General features: G+C 36.9%; 25 protein-coding genes and 1 pseudogene. 6 read left to right on the top strand and 20 right to left on the bottom strand.

Annotated features, from left to right (window positions below; genetic code table 11):
* Nucleotides 1-2: 2 nt before the first annotated feature.
* The 4 genes from dapF to ACJ004_RS22360 all read right to left on the bottom strand — a co-directional run bounded on the left by dapF (nt 3) and on the right by ACJ004_RS22360 (nt 3342).
* Nucleotides 3-986 carry a diaminopimelate epimerase gene (gene dapF, locus ACJ004_RS22375; RefSeq protein WP_410895349.1) on the bottom strand — a complete coding sequence of 328 codons (984 nt, stop codon included), beginning with the start codon at nt 984-986 and terminating at the stop codon, nt 3-5.
* Between the two features lie 81 nt (nt 987-1067).
* Complete coding sequence (locus ACJ004_RS22370) at nt 1068-1853, bottom strand: hypothetical protein (protein ID WP_410895348.1); 786 nt, start codon at nt 1851-1853, stop codon at nt 1068-1070.
* A gap of 110 nt (nt 1854-1963) precedes the next feature.
* The gene (locus ACJ004_RS22365) at nt 1964-2818 is read right to left on the bottom strand and encodes a patatin-like phospholipase family protein (RefSeq protein ID WP_410895447.1); all 855 of its coding nucleotides are present in this window, start codon (nt 2816-2818) and stop codon (nt 1964-1966) included.
* A gap of 200 nt (nt 2819-3018) precedes the next feature.
* Complete coding sequence (locus ACJ004_RS22360) at nt 3019-3342, bottom strand: DUF4870 domain-containing protein (protein WP_410895347.1); 324 nt, start codon at nt 3340-3342, stop codon at nt 3019-3021.
* 173 nt (nt 3343-3515) lie between these two features.
* Here ACJ004_RS22360 and ACJ004_RS22355 point away from each other — a divergent pair, with 173 nt between their 5' ends.
* Together ACJ004_RS22355 and ACJ004_RS22350 are read left to right on the top strand one after the other, a co-directional pair.
* Nucleotides 3516-4643: an amidohydrolase gene (locus ACJ004_RS22355; protein ID WP_410895346.1), complete on the top strand. Its 1128-nt coding sequence runs from the start codon at nt 3516-3518 to the stop codon at nt 4641-4643.
* Between the two features lie 309 nt (nt 4644-4952).
* Nucleotides 4953-5513, top strand: coding sequence for a GNAT family N-acetyltransferase (locus ACJ004_RS22350; protein ID WP_410895345.1), 561 nt, complete (start codon nt 4953-4955; stop codon nt 5511-5513).
* Between the two features lie 53 nt (nt 5514-5566).
* Here ACJ004_RS22350 and ACJ004_RS22345 read toward each other — a convergent pair whose 3' ends face one another.
* Both ACJ004_RS22345 and ACJ004_RS22340 read right to left on the bottom strand, forming a co-directional pair.
* Entirely contained in the window at nt 5567-5725 is a 159-nt protein-coding gene (locus ACJ004_RS22345; RefSeq protein WP_410895344.1) for a hypothetical protein, read from the bottom strand.
* A gap of 91 nt (nt 5726-5816) precedes the next feature.
* Complete coding sequence (locus ACJ004_RS22340; protein ID WP_410895343.1) at nt 5817-6587, bottom strand: SDR family oxidoreductase; 771 nt, start codon at nt 6585-6587, stop codon at nt 5817-5819.
* A gap of 183 nt (nt 6588-6770) precedes the next feature.
* Here ACJ004_RS22340 and ACJ004_RS22335 point away from each other — a divergent pair, with 183 nt between their 5' ends.
* Nucleotides 6771-7253, top strand: a complete 483-nt coding sequence (locus tag ACJ004_RS22335) for an Hsp20/alpha crystallin family protein (RefSeq protein ID WP_410895342.1) — start codon at nt 6771-6773, stop codon at nt 7251-7253.
* A gap of 58 nt (nt 7254-7311) precedes the next feature.
* On the opposite strand, the gene ACJ004_RS22330 is transcribed toward ACJ004_RS22335, so the two are convergent.
* Nucleotides 7312-7782, bottom strand: coding sequence for a FixH family protein (locus ACJ004_RS22330; RefSeq protein WP_410895341.1), 471 nt, complete (start codon nt 7780-7782; stop codon nt 7312-7314).
* 12 nt (nt 7783-7794) lie between these two features.
* Nucleotides 7795-8073 carry a hypothetical protein gene (locus ACJ004_RS22325; RefSeq protein WP_410895340.1) on the bottom strand — a complete coding sequence of 93 codons (279 nt, stop codon included), beginning with the start codon at nt 8071-8073 and terminating at the stop codon, nt 7795-7797.
* Nucleotides 8074-8171: 98 nt separating this feature from the next.
* Between ACJ004_RS22325 and ACJ004_RS22320 the strand changes: the two genes are divergently transcribed.
* Nucleotides 8172-8414, top strand: a complete 243-nt coding sequence (locus ACJ004_RS22320) for a DNA alkylation repair protein (RefSeq protein ID WP_410895339.1) — start codon at nt 8172-8174, stop codon at nt 8412-8414.
* Between the two features lie 68 nt (nt 8415-8482).
* On the opposite strand, the gene ACJ004_RS22315 is transcribed toward ACJ004_RS22320, so the two are convergent.
* From ACJ004_RS22315 to deoD, 6 genes are all read right to left on the bottom strand, one after another.
* A complete protein-coding gene (locus ACJ004_RS22315; RefSeq protein ID WP_410895338.1) occupies nt 8483-9304 on the bottom strand; it encodes a hypothetical protein in 822 nt (273 codons plus the stop codon).
* A gap of 85 nt (nt 9305-9389) precedes the next feature.
* The gene (locus ACJ004_RS22310) at nt 9390-10295 is read right to left on the bottom strand and encodes a CobW family GTP-binding protein (protein ID WP_410895337.1); all 906 of its coding nucleotides are present in this window, start codon (nt 10293-10295) and stop codon (nt 9390-9392) included.
* Nucleotides 10296-10372: 77 nt separating this feature from the next.
* Nucleotides 10373-11884: a lmo1851 family serine protease gene (locus ACJ004_RS22305; protein ID WP_410895336.1), complete on the bottom strand. Its 1512-nt coding sequence runs from the start codon at nt 11882-11884 to the stop codon at nt 10373-10375.
* Nucleotides 11885-12114: 230 nt separating this feature from the next.
* On the bottom strand, nt 12115-12321 hold the full coding sequence (gene copZ, locus ACJ004_RS22300) for a copper chaperone CopZ (protein WP_410895335.1): 207 nt from the start codon (nt 12319-12321) through the stop codon (nt 12115-12117).
* Nucleotides 12322-12493: 172 nt separating this feature from the next.
* Nucleotides 12494-14683, bottom strand: a complete 2190-nt coding sequence (locus ACJ004_RS22295) for a heavy metal translocating P-type ATPase (RefSeq protein ID WP_410895334.1) — start codon at nt 14681-14683, stop codon at nt 12494-12496.
* 217 nt (nt 14684-14900) lie between these two features.
* On the bottom strand, nt 14901-15605 hold the full coding sequence (deoD, locus tag ACJ004_RS22290) for a purine-nucleoside phosphorylase (RefSeq protein WP_410895333.1): 705 nt from the start codon (nt 15603-15605) through the stop codon (nt 14901-14903).
* Between the two features lie 159 nt (nt 15606-15764).
* Here deoD and ACJ004_RS22285 point away from each other — a divergent pair, with 159 nt between their 5' ends.
* Nucleotides 15765-15893 (top strand): hypothetical protein, encoded by a 129-nt coding sequence (locus tag ACJ004_RS22285; protein ID WP_410895332.1) that lies wholly within the window; start codon nt 15765-15767, stop codon nt 15891-15893.
* Nucleotides 15894-15962: 69 nt separating this feature from the next.
* Here the strand turns inward: ACJ004_RS22285 and ACJ004_RS22280 are convergent, their stop codons facing one another.
* From ACJ004_RS22280 to ACJ004_RS22265, 4 genes are all read right to left on the bottom strand, one after another.
* Complete coding sequence (locus ACJ004_RS22280) at nt 15963-16274, bottom strand: YodL domain-containing protein (RefSeq protein WP_410895331.1); 312 nt, start codon at nt 16272-16274, stop codon at nt 15963-15965.
* Nucleotides 16275-16470: 196 nt separating this feature from the next.
* Nucleotides 16471-17241 (bottom strand): sporulation protein, encoded by a 771-nt coding sequence (locus tag ACJ004_RS22275; RefSeq protein WP_410895330.1) that lies wholly within the window; start codon nt 17239-17241, stop codon nt 16471-16473.
* Nucleotides 17242-17252: 11 nt separating this feature from the next.
* Nucleotides 17253-18050 (bottom strand): serine/threonine protein kinase, encoded by a 798-nt coding sequence (locus ACJ004_RS22270; protein ID WP_410895329.1) that lies wholly within the window; start codon nt 18048-18050, stop codon nt 17253-17255.
* Between the two features lie 371 nt (nt 18051-18421).
* Entirely contained in the window at nt 18422-18595 is a 174-nt protein-coding gene (locus tag ACJ004_RS22265; protein WP_066256754.1) for a YozD family protein, read from the bottom strand.
* Between the two features lie 190 nt (nt 18596-18785).
* Between ACJ004_RS22265 and ACJ004_RS22260 the strand changes: the two genes are divergently transcribed.
* Nucleotides 18786-18953, top strand: a complete 168-nt coding sequence (locus ACJ004_RS22260) for a hypothetical protein (protein WP_410895328.1) — start codon at nt 18786-18788, stop codon at nt 18951-18953.
* Here ACJ004_RS22260 and ACJ004_RS22255 read toward each other — a convergent pair.
* Together ACJ004_RS22255 and ACJ004_RS22250 are read right to left on the bottom strand one after the other, a co-directional pair.
* Nucleotides 18954-19583, bottom strand: a pseudogene (locus ACJ004_RS22255) (hypothetical protein); the annotation flags it as partial.
* Between the two features lie 91 nt (nt 19584-19674).
* Nucleotides 19675-19815: a hypothetical protein gene (locus tag ACJ004_RS22250; RefSeq protein ID WP_410895327.1), complete on the bottom strand. Its 141-nt coding sequence runs from the start codon at nt 19813-19815 to the stop codon at nt 19675-19677.
* Nucleotides 19816-19865: the final 50 nt, after the last annotated feature.

Raw genomic sequence — 19865 nt, 5'->3', positions numbered from 1 at the left:
CCCTATCCTTTGATATTCATTTCTACATACCTTTGTGCTTCAGTTTGTAACTGTTCATAGGAAGACTGCTCAGACAAATCCGTTTTTGATGAAACAGTAAACGAATTATGCTCTAAGTTAACATTAACTGTGGCATTATAAAGATAGGTAGCATTACCGATTAAGTCAATTGTGTATTTTCCTTCGCATTCATGAACCACACATTGGACTCTTCCGCCGTTATTGTAAACATTTACGACGTTTTCCAATTCATTTAATTCAAGTAAAGAAGTAACGAGAGAGGAAGCTGACATTGCTGTCCCGCAGGCATTGGTAAAACCTACACCACGTTCAAATGTTCGTACATAGATAGAACCAGGTTGTAAGTTTTTAACGAAGCTGACATTGACTCCATCTGGAAACAAATGATTAGGACCATTTACTTTTTCACTAAGCTGTTTTTGAAGGTCGCTTTCAAGTTGGTCCGCTTCAACAATCGCAATTAAATGCGGATTGGGAACGGCGACAGCTGTAAACCTTAAATCTGCTGATAGTTCTTCGATTTTTTCGTTGAATAAGGTTGGTTTATTTAATTTTAATGGGAGAGCATTTAATTCAAACAGTACCGGAGAAATTTCCACCTGATAGGTGTGGATATCTGGTAAAAGGTCATTTTGTTTGCTAACCTTTAAATTTGCTTTCATTGTTTCAATTACAGCTTTATTTTTCCCAAGATGTTCGCATACATATCTCGCCACTAGACGCAATCCATTTCCACACATCGAGGCTTCTGACCCGTCAGAATTAAAGACACGCATTCTACCATCCGCATTTTTACTATTCATTACGAATAGAATTCCATCCGCACCTAATTCGGCGCGACGATTACATAATAATTTCGCGAGCTCCCCGCGATCACTTTCGGAGAATACATATCCATTCGACATTTCATCGATGATTAGAAAGTCATTTCCCGACCCATGACCTTTAATTAATTGGACTTCCATCGTAAAACCCCCACTACCTTGATATTAGTATATTGTATTTATCATATCAAACAATGTTCGTGAGGGGAACTGTCGAAACTTCTATCTTTCGATAAAATATTCATTAATCAGAAATGACAGGCGGAGAAGCTTATCCTGTTCAGATAAAGTCTCTCTCAGGGTAAGTACAGGCGTATTGGACTCTGGGAACAAAGGACTCCAATCGATTGGCATCCAACCTCGACGAAGCCGTGCTTCCTGATCGTGATGGTGATTTATTAGCCGTTCATCCATAAAAGCCACTGCTCCTTCTACCGAACCAATAAACCTGCCTTTCGAATCTAGTAATTCCTTTTTGGATGTTCTCCAATTATGTTTTCTTTTTTCAAAGCTGCCTAGATATTGCCTTCTATCATTAAATACTTCTATTTTAATCATTTTTTTGCCACTAACCTTATAATATCCGATTGCGTGATGATCCATATTATAGAGTGCATAAATTTTTGATAGCGATAACTTCTTTATCCCCTTGCCGCGGTACCTTTTAATCATTCCAGCAAGATGCCCATTTGGAAAGTAGAATAATAGTTTTGAAGAGTTAGTGTTCAGATATAATACGAGTAAATGTCGTGCTTCAAATAAAGATATTCTTCCGCCTTCAGATTTTCTCATACTCCTGTCAATTGAAATTGACTGCTGCCTTCTAAAAAGATAGCATTGAAAACTAACTATGCTATAGATAAGAAATGGGATGGTTAAGAACATGATTTCTTTAGTTTTAAAAATAGAAAGGTTACCAGCGACGATTATGATCACTGGAATTAGCGCCGTAATACTACCATTTAGGTGCAAATTAGCTGTATCCCGGTAATATTCATTTATTTTCATCTAGAAAACTCCTTATCGATTCCTCACTACTTAGTTTATTTAATATAAGCTAAAAAAATGATAGGAGAATTAGATTAGATAAAAAAAGAAGAGACTAGTTGTCCCTTCTCTTAATCCTTAATATAGTTAACTATTGAAGGCATTGCTGATCTCGCATCTTCGTACCCTTGATTGTACAGCTCTTCTAGCCTTTGTGGGTTCCGTTCCATCCTGCCTACCTTTAATGGCTGGGTTGGACGAATAATTAAAACATTTCCCTTTTTCTCTTCCATTTCAAGATATTCGACCGTTTCATTGTAGATTTGGTATCGATTTCTAAGGGACTGTTGCAATCCTTTATATTCAGGATATTTTCGATTGACAAGATAATGAAACTTCGAGGGCTTTTTCAAATATCCTTTATTTCTTGTTAGAATAACGATATTTTTGGAAAATCCATCCTGCTGAGCTTTCTTGAGTGGAATGGGGTCGCTAATTCCCCCATCAAGTAAGATTTTATCTTTAAAACGGACTTCAGGTGCAATAAATGGCAGTGAGCTCGATGCACGTAACACGGTTAAAAGGTCTTTCTCGTAATCCTGCTTCTTAAAATAAACAGGATCTCCTGTCAGACAATCAGTCGTCCCCACGACAAATTCTGAAGGACTATTGTAAAAAACATCATAATGATACGGAACATGATTATTGGGAATTTCGTCAAAAATAAAATCCATTCCAAAAAATTGCCGATTTCGAAAATAATTTCTCCACGAAATGTATCTTGGGTCGGAAGCATATTCAATCGTAACGGTTTTATTTCTTCCTTTTTGCTTAGACAAATAGGAGGCAGCATTACATGCTCCTGCAGAAACTCCGATTACATAAGGAAAAAATAACTGAGATTCTAAAAAGTATTCAAGGATACCAGCCGTGTAAACCCCACGCATTCCTCCACCTTCTAGTACCAAACCGACTCTATTTTCCATGTTGCTTCGCCCTTTCATTGTTAACATTAAACATCATAGTTAATTGACATTATAGTCCTTCTCTATTTATTTATAAAATGAAACGACTTTATTATGAGGATAACCTTTTTTATTGGCTCCTGTAAGAAGTTGAAAAAATAAAGGATAAAAGCCTCAAAAAAACCCGACAAAATAATCTTTGTCGGGTTGAAAATTCAATATTATTTTATTAGCCTGAATATCAGTGGGAATCGATATTGATTCCCTTCATAGGCTTTAATTGCAGCAATAATAGTGAATACAATGAGCATTAATCCTATTACAGGGAGTAAAACAAAACCAATTAGAATGATCGTTGAGATTCCAGCAACAAAAAGGTAAACCGTATAGGAAATCAGAAAGTTAAAGTATTCCCTGCCATGGTAATCAATGAAGGATGATTCATCCTTTTTTATTAACCAAATAACCAGTGGTGCGATAACTGGAAAAAAAATACTTAACACATAAATCCCTGCAGCAAACAACCTTTCATCATTATTGACCATTCTCTTTTCCCCCATTGGAATATATTTTTTGATTTCCTTACTATTTACGCCAATGCTGTTAAAAGGTTTCACTATTTTTATGGAAATAAATTATCAGGTTAAACTATTCACTAGGCACCCAAATTGGTAAAATTGATAAAATAACTATTATCAACGTGAAGAAAGGTTTTATTATGACAAAAATACTTTTTAAAAATGCAACGGTTTATCCAATTACATCTGAACCCCTCCCACATGGTGATGTCTTAATTGAAGATGGAAAGATCCTTAAGGTAGGAAAGAATCTTACGACTGATATATCTGTAAAAATCATCGATTGTGGGAATTTATTTCTTTTTCCAGGCTTTATAGATGTTCATACCCATTTAGGTCTTTATGATGAAGGAACAGGCTGGGCTGGGAATGATGCCAATGAAACGGTAGAAGCGCTGACGCCCCATATTCGAGCCATCGACGGGGTTTATCCGTTAGACCCAGCCTTCACTGATGCTGTTAAAAGCGGTATTACCACAGCCCATGTCATGCCTGGGAGTGCAAACGTCATTGGAGGAACCACTTCCGTGATTAAAACTACCGGCCGGAATATCAAAAAAATGATTATCCAAGAGATCTCAGGCTTAAAGATTGCCTTAGGGGAAAATCCTAAAAGAAATCATAGTCACGGAAATAATGATTCGATTACTCGGATGGGGATTATGGGGATGCTTAGGGAAGCCTTCTACCAAGCAATCCATGCAGATAATCCAGATTTACCTAGAATCGCCCCTATCGTTATGGCCTTAAAAAGAGAAATTCCCGTTAGAATCCATGCCCATCGTGCCGATGATATCATTTCTGCTCTTCGTTTTGCAGAAGAATTTAAGCTTGATTTACGAATTGAGCACTGCACTGAGGGTCATCTAATTGCCAGTGATTTATCAGGGATGGATTTAAAAGTTTCAGTTGGTCCTACCTTGACGAGAAGGTCGAAAGTCGAATTGAAGAATAAAACTTGGAAAACCTATCAAGAATTGACGAATCACGGTGTCGAAGTTTCCATTACCACTGATCATCCCTATACACCCATACAATACTTAAATATTTGTGCGAGCCTTGCTGTTCGAGAGGGATTACCTGAACAAAAAGCCCTGGAAGGGATTACGATTCTGCCTGCTAGAAATTTAAAAATTGATAGGCAAGTTGGCAGTATCGAAGAGGGTAAGGAAGCCGATTTAGTCCTTTGGAGCCACCATCCTTTCCATTATTTAGCAAAGCCTAAATGGACGATGATTGGCGGTGAAATGGTCTACCAAGAAACGTAGAATCTTGTTGATAATTGGTAAAAAATTTAACGAAAAATCAACAAAAAACCTATTTATTTTTTAGCTTTTTTCTTGTATTATACTCTAAGGAAACCATTTAAAAACCTAAGGTCTTTGGGGGTTTATGAACATATTCTGGTTAACAAAAAAATGATATAGGGAAGGCAAATGGTGCGCCACCAGTTTTACTGGTTCTAGTGGGTTCGATTCCCACCCCGAAATTTTTTAGTAACTTTATAAAAAATTTCGAGGGTGGACCGGACCGTTTCTTTTGATATGGGATCGGAATGCCCTAATGGAGGGATATTCATGCTTAAAAAACGTGATCTTCATGACAGCCACACATTGTACGAATTAATGACGCACCCTGATGTCTTCCCTTTCGTGCGCCAAAAAGCTGATTCCTATGAAGAATTCTTATTCATGACAAAACAAACCATTGAGGCCGAAGAACGCGGAGAATTAATCTCACGAACCATTCTTGATGAATGGGGTGCGCCTATTGGTACCATTAGCTTATTTGATATTGAAAATAACGCCGGTTTTTTAGGAACTTGGCTTGGCAAGCCTTATCATGGCAAAGGATATAATAGCCCGGCTAAAGATGCCTTTTTTCAAGAACTTTTTTATGAATTAGACATCGAGACAGTCTTTATGAGAATACGTAAGGTTAATGTTCGCTCGATTAAAGCAGCTGAAAAACTTCCTTATGTTATAAAAGCAAATGAAACAAGAAAATCTATTTATGAACAATTGAACGCCATTGGTGATATATACGATTTGTATGAAATACCAAAAGACCAGTACACCTTCTATCTAATGCGAAATGGTGCTGCTCAATCAGACGATTCACAATTATTGGAAGCATAAAAAAGCAATCGGCCATGTCCGATTGCTTTTTGTTTAGTGTTTTTTAAGAAAGATTATTCCGTTATGTTCTGTTCCATGGTTTCATTCACATCATTAAGACCCATTTGGAGCAAAAATTCATCTAGTTCCTCATTTGTTAATGTCTCAAAGCGGCCATCATGAAAAAATACTTGGGTTTGATTAGGGTTTATCCTATTCATATTAAAACTCATTATCTTTGCTCCTTTCATAGATGATTATTATCTATTGTCCACAAGAGAAGCAGTTTTCATTCGAGAAAATCAAATAGTTCAAAAAATTATACTAATTTTTAAGTACCTTTCCTAATACATTTAATCCCCCAGTGACAGGAATAATGCTTCCTGTTATAAAATCGGACTTTTCGTCAGCAAGGAAAGCAATTACTCTGGCAATATCCTCTCCTGTTCCATACCTGCCAATCGGGGCATTTCCAATCACACCCCTTGCCTCCTCGATATTACTTTCTTTCCATTGGTTGATTATATCTCCTGGACAAACCATATTCGCAGTAATACCATGTTCGGCTTCCTCGATCGCAATTGTCCTCGTAAGAGATGCCAAACCCGTCTTCGCTGCGGCAAAGGCCGACCTAAATACCCACCCTGGTGCAGTTTCGACACGATCATACCCAAATGTAATAATTCTTCCCCATTTTTGGTCTCGCATGGAAGGAATAACTAGTTTGGTCAAATAAAAAACCGAATTTAAATTGCCTTGCACTAAATAATCCCATTCCTCAAAGGAATAGTCGGCTAATTTTTTTCGTTCATGGATGTATGGACCAGCATTATGAACTAACACGTCTACAGTTTGGTAAGCAGCAAGTGTTTCATCCACAATTCGGATACAATCATTCCTATTTGATACATCACCTTGAACAGAAATGTTTTTGTTTCCAAAACATTCAGTTAATTGGTTTGCTAAAGAAATTGCTTCCGTTTTACTATTACGATAGTTAATGGCTAGTTGATAACCATTTTCCGCGAGATATAAAGCAGTTTTTTTGCCAATACCAGATGCTCCCCCCGTAATCAAAGCCGTTTTCTTTTTCACAAATTATTACCTCTCTATGTTTAGAATTTCTCTCTTAACTATATGTTAACTAGAATTGTTTATACGCAATATTGGTTTTATGAATTTAAGTTAAAAGTATCGAATCGTGTTAGGTAATTCGGTTTCAATAACGAATGGGCAAGTGCTTGCATACGATACATATATCTAAGTAACACTGAAAGGATGAGACCCTTGTTCCCATGGAATATATTCCCTTTTGATAAAGATATCAAGGAAAAGATGACAAAAATGAAGCCTGAAGAAATCAATACTTATGTACAGGACATATTAGGAAAAATTATGCCTGGAAACATGAAAACTGGAATGAATCCAGAGGAGATGTTGCGAGGATTCCAATCGCCGGTATCCTCACCAGTTTCCACGAGCAATCGTTTAAATTCAACAACCTTTGAGACTCATGATTTTGTTTATGTAAGAATCTTAATAAAAAAAGAAGAATGGGTAAAACAGCTTCGTATTTATCATACCTCCAATCAACTAATTGTGGAACATATTCCACATCAAGAAGATAAGAACATGATAACCCTGCCAGCAATTGTAAAAAAGAAAGGTGCAACTGCTACTTTTAAAGATGGCGTGCTTGAAGTCAAAATTCCTAAAAATATTGATCTGCAGTTTTCACAAATAGATGTTACAGAAATTTAATCAAATTATTTGCAAAAGGGAGTAACATAAAGGACAGCAAATTCAGCTGTCCTTTATGTTACTGCCCGTCATTTGTTTCCTTCGTTTCATCCATATTCATGTTATCCATTGAACTCTTAGCATTAGCGTCCTCAGGTTCACTGGGGGTCCCAATGATAAATTCTTTTTTTGGCATGTTATGCAAATCTCTTGCAGTAACGTGAGAAACGATATAATACGTTCCTTCTTGATTGAAAGATTTTTCTAAGCGATAGATTCCATTTTCAGTATGTTTAATTTCAAATTTTTCATGCTTTTCGTCCTTTGCACGCCAAATCTCAAAAATAACCTCTGCATCCTTCACCTGATCTTTTCCCTGAGTAACCTTAGCTTCAAAGGTGACCGGCCTATTTAATTCACCGGGATTTGGATTAATGGACAAGTTTACTTCAACCATTTGTGGTAGATTATCACCTTGGTCTTTTTTATTACAAGAAACAACAATACTTATACAAAGAACGATTACCAAAAAAACGGAAAACTTTTTCAAGGTTTCTCTCTCCTATCTTAATTCTTCCATCACTTCATTGTGAATTTTTATTAATTGTAACTTGGCCTCTAGCGAAACTGTTGAATCACTCACTCTTTTGATTGCAAAAAAATATTTCTCGAGTGTACTTTTCCTGATCCTCGGGTGTGAATTTTCATCAAGAAGCTCCCTTTTTATCGCATCTAGCAAAGTCTCCTTACTGCTTTTCTCCACAGCCTCTAGTAAACGATTATTCCAAATCAACCGATATTCTTCTAATAAATGATCAAAGGATATCTTTTCTTTAGACAAACCATCCCCCCCTTTTGTCTTCACTTGCATTGTTACATATTTCCTAACCATATTGCAAAAAATAGATGTTAACAAGTCCATGGAAGGAGTTAGTTTATATGTCAACACCCTATAAATGTCCAAATTGCAAGACGAATCGAAGCCGCTTTAATGTGATTCAACAAGTTTCTCATTCTGTTAAACTGGACCCGCAATCGGGTTCCATCATTAAGGAGTATGAAGGAAACGATTTAGAACCTTTTCATCTCCCTTATAACGGCCCTGAATATCGAGTCCAATGCGGTGCTTGTGGTTTAATAGAGGATGAGCGGACCTTTATCAAATTTGGCGAACAACCGTGATCGTTTTACCTCCCAAACAAAAACATCCTTTATTGGAATGACCAATAAAGGATGTTTTTATTTTTTGTTTATCGCAGTTCATTTTCCTTAAGAAAATCCTTCGAATCCACTTTCCAGCCATCAATCGGTGAAAATCTGATTAGATGAATGTTTCCCCTAAAGGTTTGTGCTCCTCTGTTTTTAATATACCAGTTAATTACAACAGGAACATCTAAACTAATTTCTTCTGTTAAATCCTCAGCTGGCAAAAGTTCCATTCGAGAAATACTGACATTATCAACATCCACTAAGATAGGCTTCCAGTTGATTTTTTGAAGCGAGGCCATGGAAGTAATTCGGGTATCTTGCTGCTTAAATCCCGCTACATAGGCATTTATGACTTCATAAGGATTCGCCTTCCCTAAATACTGATTTAATTTCCCAGAAGCTTTCAACACCATAAGCATATGTGATAAGTCCATTGAGTTTGTACGATGGGTGGTACTGCCATAAAAATGAATACAAAAGTGGCCTGGAAAATTATTCTGGAGTGCTCCAGCACCATGTGGCATCCCATGCATTGATCCTGCGATCCATTGGTCCTTATAAATAACAACAATGGCCCGTCGTTTCCAGCTCCATTTCCCTCCATAGATTCTTTTCATTATCTTTGTATCTTTAGAGGTTAACGGTTGAACATCAGCATGGTGGCTCCCTGCACGTCTTTGCACTTTAAACTTTTTTCCTGTTTCAATATCCATTACTGTAAATTTTGTATACTTTGGCAGGATATGATTAACTTCCTTCCAGTTCAACATCTCAATTTTATAACTAATAGTTGATGCCGCATTAACCCCTTGACCATTCAGGAGGATATGAATAAATACCAAAAAAATAACTACCCTCTTCATAGTATCCTCCTTTTAAATAAACTTTGCTACATTAAAAGAGTTACCTGAAGAGGAAATTATCATTCATTCAATCCGAGTGTTTTTGTTATTTTTCAAGATTTTCTAATTGCATTTTAATCTCATTCCAATGAATATTTTCACCGATAAATACAAGGTTTAATGGCATATTCATATCCTCTTTCATATATAACGGCATTCCATAAGAAAATTGAAATAAAAAAGGAAGGTTCGAATAGTCAAACTTTAAATAGCCTTTAATGCGGTAAATCGTATCAGGCAGATGTTTTAAGAAATCCTCAAAAGCGGTTTGGCTAATGGCTGATTTAAATTGGAAAACAAATGTCGTTAAATTTAGACGGGATGGCTGGGCTACCTTTTCAACAGAAATAGAAAGGTTTCGCAACTGTTCGATGGAAACCTGTGAAAAATTAGTCAGCAGGCATCTAGCATTCGGATTAATGGACTGTATTTCAAAGGTGATCTTTGCTTGCTCATTCTCTTTTAATTCATTCATTTTGTTAACAATAATAAAGTCAGCATGTCTTACCTGCTCTAGGATCAATTGCTGAAGCTGTGGACTTAATAATTTTCGATCCATCCACCTTGTGCCATCAACTGTTGTGATTATTCCTTTTATGATTAACTTATCTGCAAATAATGGTGAAAGAATCGCATCTAAAACTTCCACCGGGTGGGCAGCACCAGTTGTTTCAATATAGATCACTTCTGGTTCATCTTCTATTAAAAGACCTTGCAATTGCGCTTCGAGCTTGTCCTGTATGGAACAGCAAATACATCCCCCTAACAGCTCTTTTAATGTTACATCTCCCTCATCTACTACATCAGAATCAATTGAGACCTGACCTAATTCATTCATCATGACAGCTGTTTTTCTTCCCGTTCGATGTTCATCCGCTAACAATCGCTTGAGAAGGCTTGTTTTCCCACTACCTAAAAAACCCGATAAAATATAAACCTCAGCTTTTTTCATTTTTCAACTCCCTTTCAATGTTCATTCTTTAATCTCAAAAAATGAACCCAACTCCTATGGAGTCGGGTCACTTTTGTTTATTTCATTGTTTCCTTTAATACTTTAATCGCCTTTTGCATTTGTGTATCATTGTTTTTAATTTTGTCTCTTAATAATTCCATTAGTTTCAAGGTAGAATCGCCTTTTAGAATCCCATTAGCTGGGAGCTTTTGAGCTTTTTGGAAAGCAGTAACGGCAGCTTTTGTCTTTTTGTCAAAAAATCCGTCCGTTCGGCCTGGGTCATATCCAACTGCTTTTAGCATCTTTTGTGCTGTTTGCACTTCCGTCCCCGAACTAGATTGTTTTAGTTCCTTATCCGGATCGATGATTGTTAAAGTTGCATAGTCAGGTAAGGCAACTGCTACATCTGGTTCAATGCCCTTTTTATGAATCCAATTGCCGTTTGGTGTCAACCATTTAGCGGTTGTAAACTTAAGATTTGAACCATCCTTAAAGTCTGAAGCAGTTTGGACAGTACCTTTCCCAAATGACTTTTCGCCAACTAGTTTCACACCTGCAGATTCTTTTACAGCAGCAGAAAGAATCTCTGAAGCACTGGCACTACCTTTATCAATTAAGACAACTAATGGAAGATTTGGGTTCCCTTCATTTTGCGAAGGATACTCCTTGATCTTTCCATTTCGATCTTCTACTTTTAAGATCAGTTTTCCTTTTGGAACAAACATGCTCGAAATGGAGATGGCCTGGTCTAAAAGCCCTCCTGGATTTTGCCGCAAGTCTAATACGAGACCCTTCATCCCTTTACCATTTAATTCATTGAGTTTTTTAACAAGTTCCTTTGATGTATTGCTTGAAAAACTTGTAATTTGAACTTTAGCAATGCCATCTCCAACCATTTCACCATAAACAGTTTCAATTGGAATTTCATCCCGAACAATCGGCACTGTCATTGGAGCAGCTGTTCCTGGACGTTGGATGGACAACTCTACCTTTGTACCCTTTTTCCCACGAATCAGGGTAACTGCTTGAGTTGAATTCATACCTTGGAGACTTTTTCCATTCACTGACATAATCATATCATTTGGTTTTAGGCCAGCTTTTTCAGCAGGAGAGCCTTTGATTGGAGAAACAATAATGATATGGCCGTCCTTTTCCTGAATTTCGGCACCGATGCCTTCAAATGAAGAAGAAATACTGCCGTGAAAACTCTCTGCCTCTTCATTACTCATATAATCAGAATAAGGGTCATCTAGCGACTCCACCATTCCGTTTATCGCACCATTAATAACCTTTTTTTGATCGATTTCTTTGTAATAACCACTCTTTAAAGTATCAAATGCTTCATAGAGTTTTGTAAATTCTTGTCTTTCTGTTCCAACTGTAACTACCTTTTCATCTCCAAAGGCAAGAGCAAATGTTGTAATTCCCGCAGAAAGAAACACAACCATAAACAATAGCATAATAAAATGAAATTTCTTTAATCGTATGTATCCTGTTTTGTTTTCTACTACTTGCCCATGATCATTATTGGTATCTTCCACTTTTTCTTGTGCAATTTTCTCATCTTCCAAAGCCTTCACCACTTTCATTCACCATAAAATTAGAAATGATCTAGTTGACTGAATTTTGTAGTTACTAGATGATTTTTCAAATTTTCCGAAGTTAAATTCAGATACTTAAAAAAAATAAGCCCTTAGTGATTAGAATAACATCTTTCATATAAAATTAACAAAGAAAAAGTTAATGAAATTAATAATAATCACTGTGAATCGATTTTCACAACAAACGGCACCTACCAAATGGTGAGTGCCGTTTGTTTTTATACTACATCAAACCCTTGATCTTCAACAGCTTCTTTTAGCTTCTCAACAGGGGCTTTCCTTGAATCATAACCTACATCAACTTTCCCATCTTTTAATGACACATTTACTTCGCTTACACCTTCCACACTAAGAAGTGCATTTTTAACAGCTTTTTCACAATGTCCACATGTCATCCCTGTCACTTGTAAAGTTGTTTTCTCCATGACGAATACCTCACTTTTTTTTTTTGCTAGTTAAACTTGCCTGTTGATTTCCACTCCAGGCGCTTCGCTTTCCGCGGGCGGTCCGGGGAGCCTCCCGCAGGAGTCTTCGCGCCTTCCGCTCCAATCAACAGGGTGCCAAAATCAACAATAAGCTTTAATATAGCCTATTTTTTTATATATTAACTCGCTTCAAACGAAGGGAATTAGACACTACAGATACTGAGCTAAATGCCATGGCTGCTCCAGCTACCCATGGGGCTAACAAACCTAGTGCAGCAATTGGAATTCCTCCTGAATTATAGACAAGCGCCCAGAAAAGGTTTTGACGAATATTTTGCATTGTTTTTTTACTTAAAGTTATCGCTTTTGGAATCAAGGTTAATTCTCCGCCAAGAATGGTTATATCGGCAGCTTCAATGGCCACATCTGTCCCTGTACCGATGGCAATTCCGATATCAGCAACGGCAAGTGCGGGGGCATCATTAATTCCATCTCCCACCATGGCCACTTTAAGTCCTTTGTGTTGTAATTGTTTCACATGATTGGCCTTTTCCTCTGGCAGGACTTCTGCAATGATATTTGTTATACCAACTTGAATAGCAATCGCCTTAGCGGTCCGTTCATTATCACCAGTCAACATAAACACATCAATACCTAGTTGGTGCAATTGCTGTACGGCTAATTTTGCGGTTTCTTTCACCGTATCAGCCACAGCAACCACACCCATTATATTAGAATTAATAGCAATAAACATAGCCGTTTTTCCTTCGTTTTCCAAACGGGCCAAGTCTTGTTCTCCCGATAAGCTGGAAATATTTTTTAGATTCATCAGTTTGCGGGTTCCTACGAATATTTCATCCTTACCAATTTTTGCTTCAATTCCATAGCCAGGTACTGCTTTAAATCGTTTAACCGGAAGTGTACTTGATCTTTTTTCAACCCCATATTTTACAATCGCTTCCGCTAGGGGATGTTCTGAAGACTTCTCAGCGGATACAAGATATTGGAGTACTTTTTTCTCTTCCTCATAGGCAATAAAATCGGTGACCATTGGTTGTCCTTTGGTAATCGTCCCTGTTTTATCGAGGATGATCGCATTAATCTTATGAGCAGTTTCTAAATGTTCTCCGCCTTTAAATAAGATGCCTATTTCAGCTCCTTTCCCTGTCCCGACCATAATCGAAGTCGGAGTTGCCAGGCCGAGCGCACAAGGACAGGCAATCACTAAAACAGCTATTGCTGTTTCTAGTGCATCTGAAAACTCACCAGGATGGACAAAGAAATACCAGATCAAAAATGTAATGAGCGAGATGACAACGACAACGGGGACAAAGTATCCAGAAATGGTATCAGCGACACGTTGAATTGGAGCCTTGCTGCCTTGCGCTTCTTCGACAATCTTAATGATTCCGGCTAGGGCTGTGTCTTTACCAACTTTCACTGCTTTAATCGTTAAAGTTCCATTTTTATTCATTGTTGAACCAATGACCTGATCCCCTAACGATTTCTCAACCGGTATGGATTCACCGGTAATCATGGATTCATCCACAGAAGATTGCCCTAAGGTTACAACACCATCAACCGGAATTTTTTCCCCAGGTTTCACCAATACAAGGTCAGAAACCTTCACTTCTTCAAATGGAATTTGAAATTCTTTCCCATCTCTAATTACGGTCGCTTCTTTCGCTTGGAGACTTAGCAACTTTGAAATGGCAATAGTTGTTTTCCCTTTTGCCATCGTTTCAAATAATTTCCCCAAAAGAATTAACGTAATCAGCACCGCACTTGTTTCAAAATATAGATGCGGCATATAGGCAGGGTTCCCGATTGATTTTACTCCTTCAGCAAGGCTATAAAAATAGGCCGCTGAAGTTCCTAAGGACACTAGGACATCCATATTAGCACTCTTATTTTTCAATGCCTTGAAGGCACCAACATAAAACTGTCCGCCTATATAAAATTGTACAGGGGTTGCCAAGAGGAACTGAAACCATGGATTCATCAATAGATGTGGCATGGGCAAACCTAAATCAATAGGAATATGTGCAAGCATGGTATATAAAAGTGGAATCGACAAAATCACCGAGAGAAGAAACTTATGTTTTTTCTGTTTCAATTCCTCTTCTTTATATTGTTTTTTTTGTTCCGCTTCATCAAATCGTACTCCATATCCTAGCTTTTCTATTTTAGTGATAATATCATTACTTGAAACCTGTTCCTTATCGAAAGAAATAGCTGCACTTTCCATTGCCAAATTAACATTTGCTTCAACACTGTCCATTTTATTTAAAACTTTTTCAATTCGTGTTGAACAGGCAGCACATGTCATTCCAGTAATATCTAACTTGAGCTGCTCTTTCATTTTGATCACCTTCTTATTATTTATAATATAACCGCGATGTTGGTCAAACGAATAAAAACAAAATCTGCTCTATTCAATTTAAGCCTTATATAGTCGGGCTTCGATGACTTTTGTCACAGAAAAGTTTGATTTTTATTTATTCTCCATTCCGTTGAGGAGTTCCTGTTTTTTGAGAGAAAATTAAAAGCCTTATCCTAATGGAAAAGGCTTTTGTTGATTATTCCTTTATAGCAGCTTCTAATGCTACTTCAATCATATCATTAAACGTTAATTGTCTTTCTTCTGCTGTGGTTTCTTCGCCTGTTAAAATGTGGTCACTAACGGTTAGAACGGAGAGTGCTTTACGATCAAATTTAGCCGCTAAAGTATAAAGTGCGGTAGTCTCCATTTCAATTGCGAGAATTTGGTACTTAGCCCATTTTTCCAATTCTGCGTTATCATTATAAAACGAATCTGCTGTAAAAATATTTCCTACTTTTAAGTTAAGACCTTTTGCTAGTCCTGCATCATATGCCTTCCGAAGTAAATCAAAGTTGGCAGTAGGGGCAAAATCCACATGACCAAAGGTAAGTCGATTCATATTAGAATCTGTAGAGCTAGTCATTGCTAAAATGACATCACGAACTTTTACATCTTTTTGAATAGCTCCACATGTCCCCACCCGAATTAGATTCTGGACATTATAGCTTTGCATCAGTTCATTTATATAAATAGAGATCGAGGGAACGCCCATTCCAGTTCCTTGTACAGATATTCGTTTTCCTTTATAAGTTCCTGTATAACCAAACATATTTCGGACTTCGTTGTAGCATTTAGCATCTTCTAAAAATGTTTCTGCAATATATTTCGCTCGAAGCGGGTCACCTGGTAATAATACCGTCTCTGCTATTTCGTTTTCCTTCGCACCTATATGTACACTCATTTAAAATCCTCCAATCAAGAACTTCGCACAGTATTCATTTATTAAAACTGTATCATTGACAATATATCATAAACATTTTCCAATGAGAAACTCTGCAACGAACTAGACATGAATTTTTTAATTTGTGGGAAGCTATTTTTAGATTGGAGGGAGATCATCATGGGTAAAAAACATCGAAGCCGCATTAATTCACCAAAGAAAAATAATCATATCCCTGCTGAGGCCATCGTAGCTGAGCATGAAGCACATGCAAAAGAGCACAATGCAAGAGGCGGACGGAAGAACTGAACTAAAAAAACTCGCTTCCTTTGCGCGGCGTAAAATAAACCTAAGGAATTGTCCTTAGGTTTTTTAGAGTTAAAAGAGAACGATTCTGTTGATAGGAAACCATCCACCAGGTTTTAATTGATAATAATGCTGGCCGCGGCGGCCTTCATCAATTAAAACAATATCCCCTGTTGAAAGAAATCTTCCTTGATAATTTGCAGGGATTCTATCAGTCACATTAAAGCGGCTGAAGGTTTCCTCTAAGCATTGTTTACGACTTGATGCAGGAATTGATGTTCGATAAACCTCTTTATGGCCTTTATGTTCTCGGTACTTTGGAGTTTGAAAGATCGTTACATCATATTGCAGATTAGCTCTCTTAGTTAATACATTGATCATCATGAACCTCCAATTATTAGAATTTTATGCTTATTCTAATAATTAGCGATACCCTTTGTCAATTCCTCCATAGAAAGCACTCTTTTTTTGTCGAATCGCACTTTTTTTATCCAGACAGGTTGTTCCTTGCGAGAAAATAGCGAATCAAGTTGATGGGATAAAAATAAATAGGACCGATTGGGCCCTATTTTCCAGGATTTTATGAATATCGTTGAATAACATTTTGAATTTTTTGTTGTAAATAAGGGATATCTGCATTTGTAACTGACAAGCGTACATTGGTCTCATCTGCCCCGATAGCCTCTGAGAACAAGCCTGATAACCCTCTTGCCCGTCGATCTACCTGGAACATAATATCAAGGTTACCATTCCCTGAGGGAAAGAAAACAACTTCTAATTCATCTAATTTGCCCCGAAATAATCCTGACGTTGGAACAAATTCAAATTCTTGAACAAATGGTAATCTTCCTCGTAATCGGCGCGGTGCTTCTTCACAATCGGCCTCCCGTATTCTAAAGCCTAATTGATCAATGGCAGAAAACACAGCAGACATTAACGGATTGGGAACCACTTTAAGATAATCCTTATCACTTGGATCGACACCGCCTTTAATATCAAGGCCCGTTGTTACCCAAACTTTCGATCTTCCAATCGAAAGAGGTGTATCAAATGGAAGCTGAAAGGAAAAGGGAATGTCTTTATTCTCATTCGCACGAATGACAAAAGGAGTTGTTAATCGGAACCGTTCGATCGCAGCTGTGACGGTATACTTTTTGTCATCTGACTCTCTTAAGTAGGTGGTATTCAGGGTTAGGTAAATCTCATCCACCTGCTGCTCCACCTTGCCTCCTTTAATTTCAACTACACCGTTAACTGTCTCACCCGGCATATACGTATCCTTTTCTAGTTTTGTGTCCACAGCTGCAGACCCTATTCCTACACTGGCAAATACTTTGTTAAAAAAAGACATGGTTTCTCCTCCTAGATTAAGTATGAATTGATTATTTCAGCTCTTATTTGGGCACAGTTTTCATATGCTGGTTCGATCTGCAAGAGCCTTCTGATTATGTGTTTAGCAGGGTTCGAAATGTTGAGTTCATCTTCCCAGCTTTTTTCATGGGTATCGTTTGAAAATGTAAAATTAGAATACAACAAAAACAATAGGAAATGTCCAAGTCCATAAAAATCCGCCTGGTAGGTAATCTCTTTACGCAATTGACTTTCCCTCGTTGACAAAACTTCAATTTCCTGATGAAAATGTCTTCCCAATCCTAAATCAATTAGCCTAATGTTTGAGCCATCGGTAATGACATTGGGAATACGAATGTCTCTATGGATTATTTTATGGTTGTGCAAATATTCTAATGGTGTAAGTAATGCATTGACAATTTGGAAAGCCTTTTTTTCTGAGATTTTCCTACCTTCAGAAAAAATGAGCTGTTCGAAATTCATTCCCTCGATAAATTCCATCGTGTAAAAGGGAATGTTTTTATAGGTCCCTCCCGCAAAATACCTTGGAAACCCTGGATGATCAATCGATTCTAACAGTTCTTTTTCTAATTCAAAGTTTCTTCGTCCCGATTGTGTCAATCTTTTATGGAGACGCAAGGCTTTTAAAACCATTTTCTGTTTGCATTCTAAATCATACACTAAATAACTATGACCATAACCACCTGCTCCGAGATGGGTTATCACCTGATAACGCCGAGCGATCAGTTCCTCTTTGGAAAAGGGTTTTTCAAATAAATTTGAAAAGAGTAAAGCGATTTTTTTAATCATCACTTAAAACCCTACTAACTGCTAAAAAAACTACTACTTTTATATTTCTTTTTATAATAATGATGTCCTAGGTTGTTGTGTTTATAATGATTCTTTTTCTTCCAGGCATCACTTGAGGAACTATATTTGTGAGATGATTTGCTTCCGAAAATCATTTTAAGGATTTTTTTTAACAATTCATTTCCCTCCTCTGCTTAATACATAATAATACGTATCCAAAAAGTAAAGGTTTCATCAATCGTGAATTTTATTTAAATATAATTCACAGATATATATAGACACAACAAAAAGCGAGCACTGAATGCTCGTCTTTCGTATTAATCTATGATAAAGGAAAAGACATATTTTCCTCTTCTTGACTAATTAACTTTTTATTCATCCTCTTCTTCTTCATCGATAATACTCTTCTCAATTAAATATTCGAAGGTTATGTCAGCAATTTCTTCCAATTCTTCTTCACTAGGAACGTATCCCCTTTTCACAAGCTCATGAAAGAAAAATTCGGCAATCTCCTCGGTATCAATAAATACTTCAATTTCTCTCATAGCATCGCCCCCTTTTTAGAGAATGTATGATGTACATGGCTTTTTCATGCTATTTACTTTGAAGAGCTAACGGAATATCAATAATGGTGACCATTTATATTAGCCTTGGAAATTTTAAACAAGAATTGATGTCTTATTTTGATTGGACAAGCATAAGATGAATGAAAGAAACTTTCCAAGGGGTGATTCGATGTCAAATTTACAATTAAAATTAGAGGCATGGATAGATGATGTTAATCGGGAGGATGGTCTCACCCTCCAAATATTAGAGAAGTTTTTAGATGCAATGTTTTTTCTCATTAAATGGGCAGGTATCCCATTTGTTATCTATTTACTATTTGAAATATCAAAATGGTAATTAGACATGGCTTTTGCCATCGTTACTGACCAGACTTTCTAATTTCCGGATAATCACTCGCATGACTTGATAATATTCCTGATCCTGAAACATTTCATATAAAATCCGGTAGTCATTAAATATGTCCAATAAATTATCGATTAGTTCCTTTTTTTCTTTTTTTCTTTCAATTTCTTCAAATTCTGCTTTTCTAATCATGTTTTGGACTTTTGGATTTTCGACTACCTTTTCTTGCTTATTTACTAAGTATAGGAGCCCTAGTTTTTGAATAAATGTGTCAGCATTTTCAGCATCGGCTACCAGTGTCAATTCTTCTTCACCTGCTTCAAGCCATTCACCATCACTAACCCTTGATAGCTCGTAAATGACATCTTCCCAGGCATCTTCCTTATAGCGCCAAATTTCTGTCCGGAAGCCTACGACTTTAAACAAGTCTGCGCCATATCCACTTACTTGAACTAGATCACCAAAGAAAAAACTATATTCGATGTCAATTTGTTCTTTCTCCATTACGACGCCATCAAATTCTGAGAGTAATTGTAAGGCGGATTCAATGAATAATCCGTCACTTTTATTTACTTCATATACATACTTCCCGTCTAGCCACTTTACATCTGTTAGTTTTCTAATTTTATTGGATAATTAATGTTTTACTATTAAGGGATTATCACCTCTTGTGTAATAAAAAAATTAAACCCGTATACCATAATGGCACACGAGTTTAATTTTTTTTATCTTTTGCTTTATCTTCTGCTTTTGTATCTTGAACATTTGGATTGTTAATTTTATTATACAATTCGATTAGTCCCTTGGCTGCCTTCACCGGATCAAAAGTTCCTTTTTCACCATATTTTACTTTCACGATGAATTCACCTCGTAGTAAAATATGCAAGTGTTTCTTATCTGGTATCT

Source organism: Neobacillus sp. 204, assembly GCF_046562815.1.
Classification (GTDB): domain Bacteria; phylum Bacillota; class Bacilli; order Bacillales; family Cytobacillaceae; genus Neobacillus.
This window is presented reverse-complemented; position numbering and strand designations above follow the sequence as displayed.

Coding starts and splice junctions, on each gene's coding strand:
- deoD (WP_410895333.1), bottom strand. CDS start 15,605: ATGAGTGTACATATAGGTGCGAAGGAAAACGAAATAGCAGAGACGGTA.
- ACJ004_RS22265 (WP_066256754.1), bottom strand. CDS start 18,595: ATGAGAGAAATTGAAGTATTTATTGATACCGAGGAGATTGCCGAATTT.
- ACJ004_RS22360 (WP_410895347.1), bottom strand. CDS start 3,342: ATGGTCAATAATGATGAAAGGTTGTTTGCTGCAGGGATTTATGTGTTA.
- ACJ004_RS22280 (WP_410895331.1), bottom strand. CDS start 16,274: ATGATGATCAATGTATTAACTAAGAGAGCTAATCTGCAATATGATGTA.
- ACJ004_RS22370 (WP_410895348.1), bottom strand. CDS start 1,853: ATGAAAATAAATGAATATTACCGGGATACAGCTAATTTGCACCTAAAT.
- ACJ004_RS22345 (WP_410895344.1), bottom strand. CDS start 5,725: ATGAGTTTTAATATGAATAGGATAAACCCTAATCAAACCCAAGTATTT.
- ACJ004_RS22275 (WP_410895330.1), bottom strand. CDS start 17,241: ATGTCTTTTTTTAACAAAGTATTTGCCAGTGTAGGAATAGGGTCTGCA.
- ACJ004_RS22320 (WP_410895339.1), top strand. CDS start 8,172: ATGTCAACACCCTATAAATGTCCAAATTGCAAGACGAATCGAAGCCGC.
- ACJ004_RS22335 (WP_410895342.1), top strand. CDS start 6,771: ATGAGACCCTTGTTCCCATGGAATATATTCCCTTTTGATAAAGATATC.
- ACJ004_RS22355 (WP_410895346.1), top strand. CDS start 3,516: ATGACAAAAATACTTTTTAAAAATGCAACGGTTTATCCAATTACATCT.
- copZ (WP_410895335.1), bottom strand. CDS start 12,321: ATGGAGAAAACAACTTTACAAGTGACAGGGATGACATGTGGACATTGT.
- ACJ004_RS22350 (WP_410895345.1), top strand. CDS start 4,953: ATGCTTAAAAAACGTGATCTTCATGACAGCCACACATTGTACGAATTA.
- ACJ004_RS22305 (WP_410895336.1), bottom strand. CDS start 11,884: ATGAAAGTGGTGAAGGCTTTGGAAGATGAGAAAATTGCACAAGAAAAA.
- ACJ004_RS22260 (WP_410895328.1), top strand. CDS start 18,786: ATGTCAAATTTACAATTAAAATTAGAGGCATGGATAGATGATGTTAAT.
- ACJ004_RS22285 (WP_410895332.1), top strand. CDS start 15,765: ATGGGTAAAAAACATCGAAGCCGCATTAATTCACCAAAGAAAAATAAT.
- ACJ004_RS22310 (WP_410895337.1), bottom strand. CDS start 10,295: ATGAAAAAAGCTGAGGTTTATATTTTATCGGGTTTTTTAGGTAGTGGG.
- dapF (WP_410895349.1), bottom strand. CDS start 986: ATGGAAGTCCAATTAATTAAAGGTCATGGGTCGGGAAATGACTTTCTA.
- ACJ004_RS22365 (WP_410895447.1), bottom strand. CDS start 2,818: ATGGAAAATAGAGTCGGTTTGGTACTAGAAGGTGGAGGAATGCGTGGG.
- ACJ004_RS22295 (WP_410895334.1), bottom strand. CDS start 14,683: ATGAAAGAGCAGCTCAAGTTAGATATTACTGGAATGACATGTGCTGCC.
- ACJ004_RS22315 (WP_410895338.1), bottom strand. CDS start 9,304: ATGAAGAGGGTAGTTATTTTTTTGGTATTTATTCATATCCTCCTGAAT.
- ACJ004_RS22270 (WP_410895329.1), bottom strand. CDS start 18,050: ATGATTAAAAAAATCGCTTTACTCTTTTCAAATTTATTTGAAAAACCC.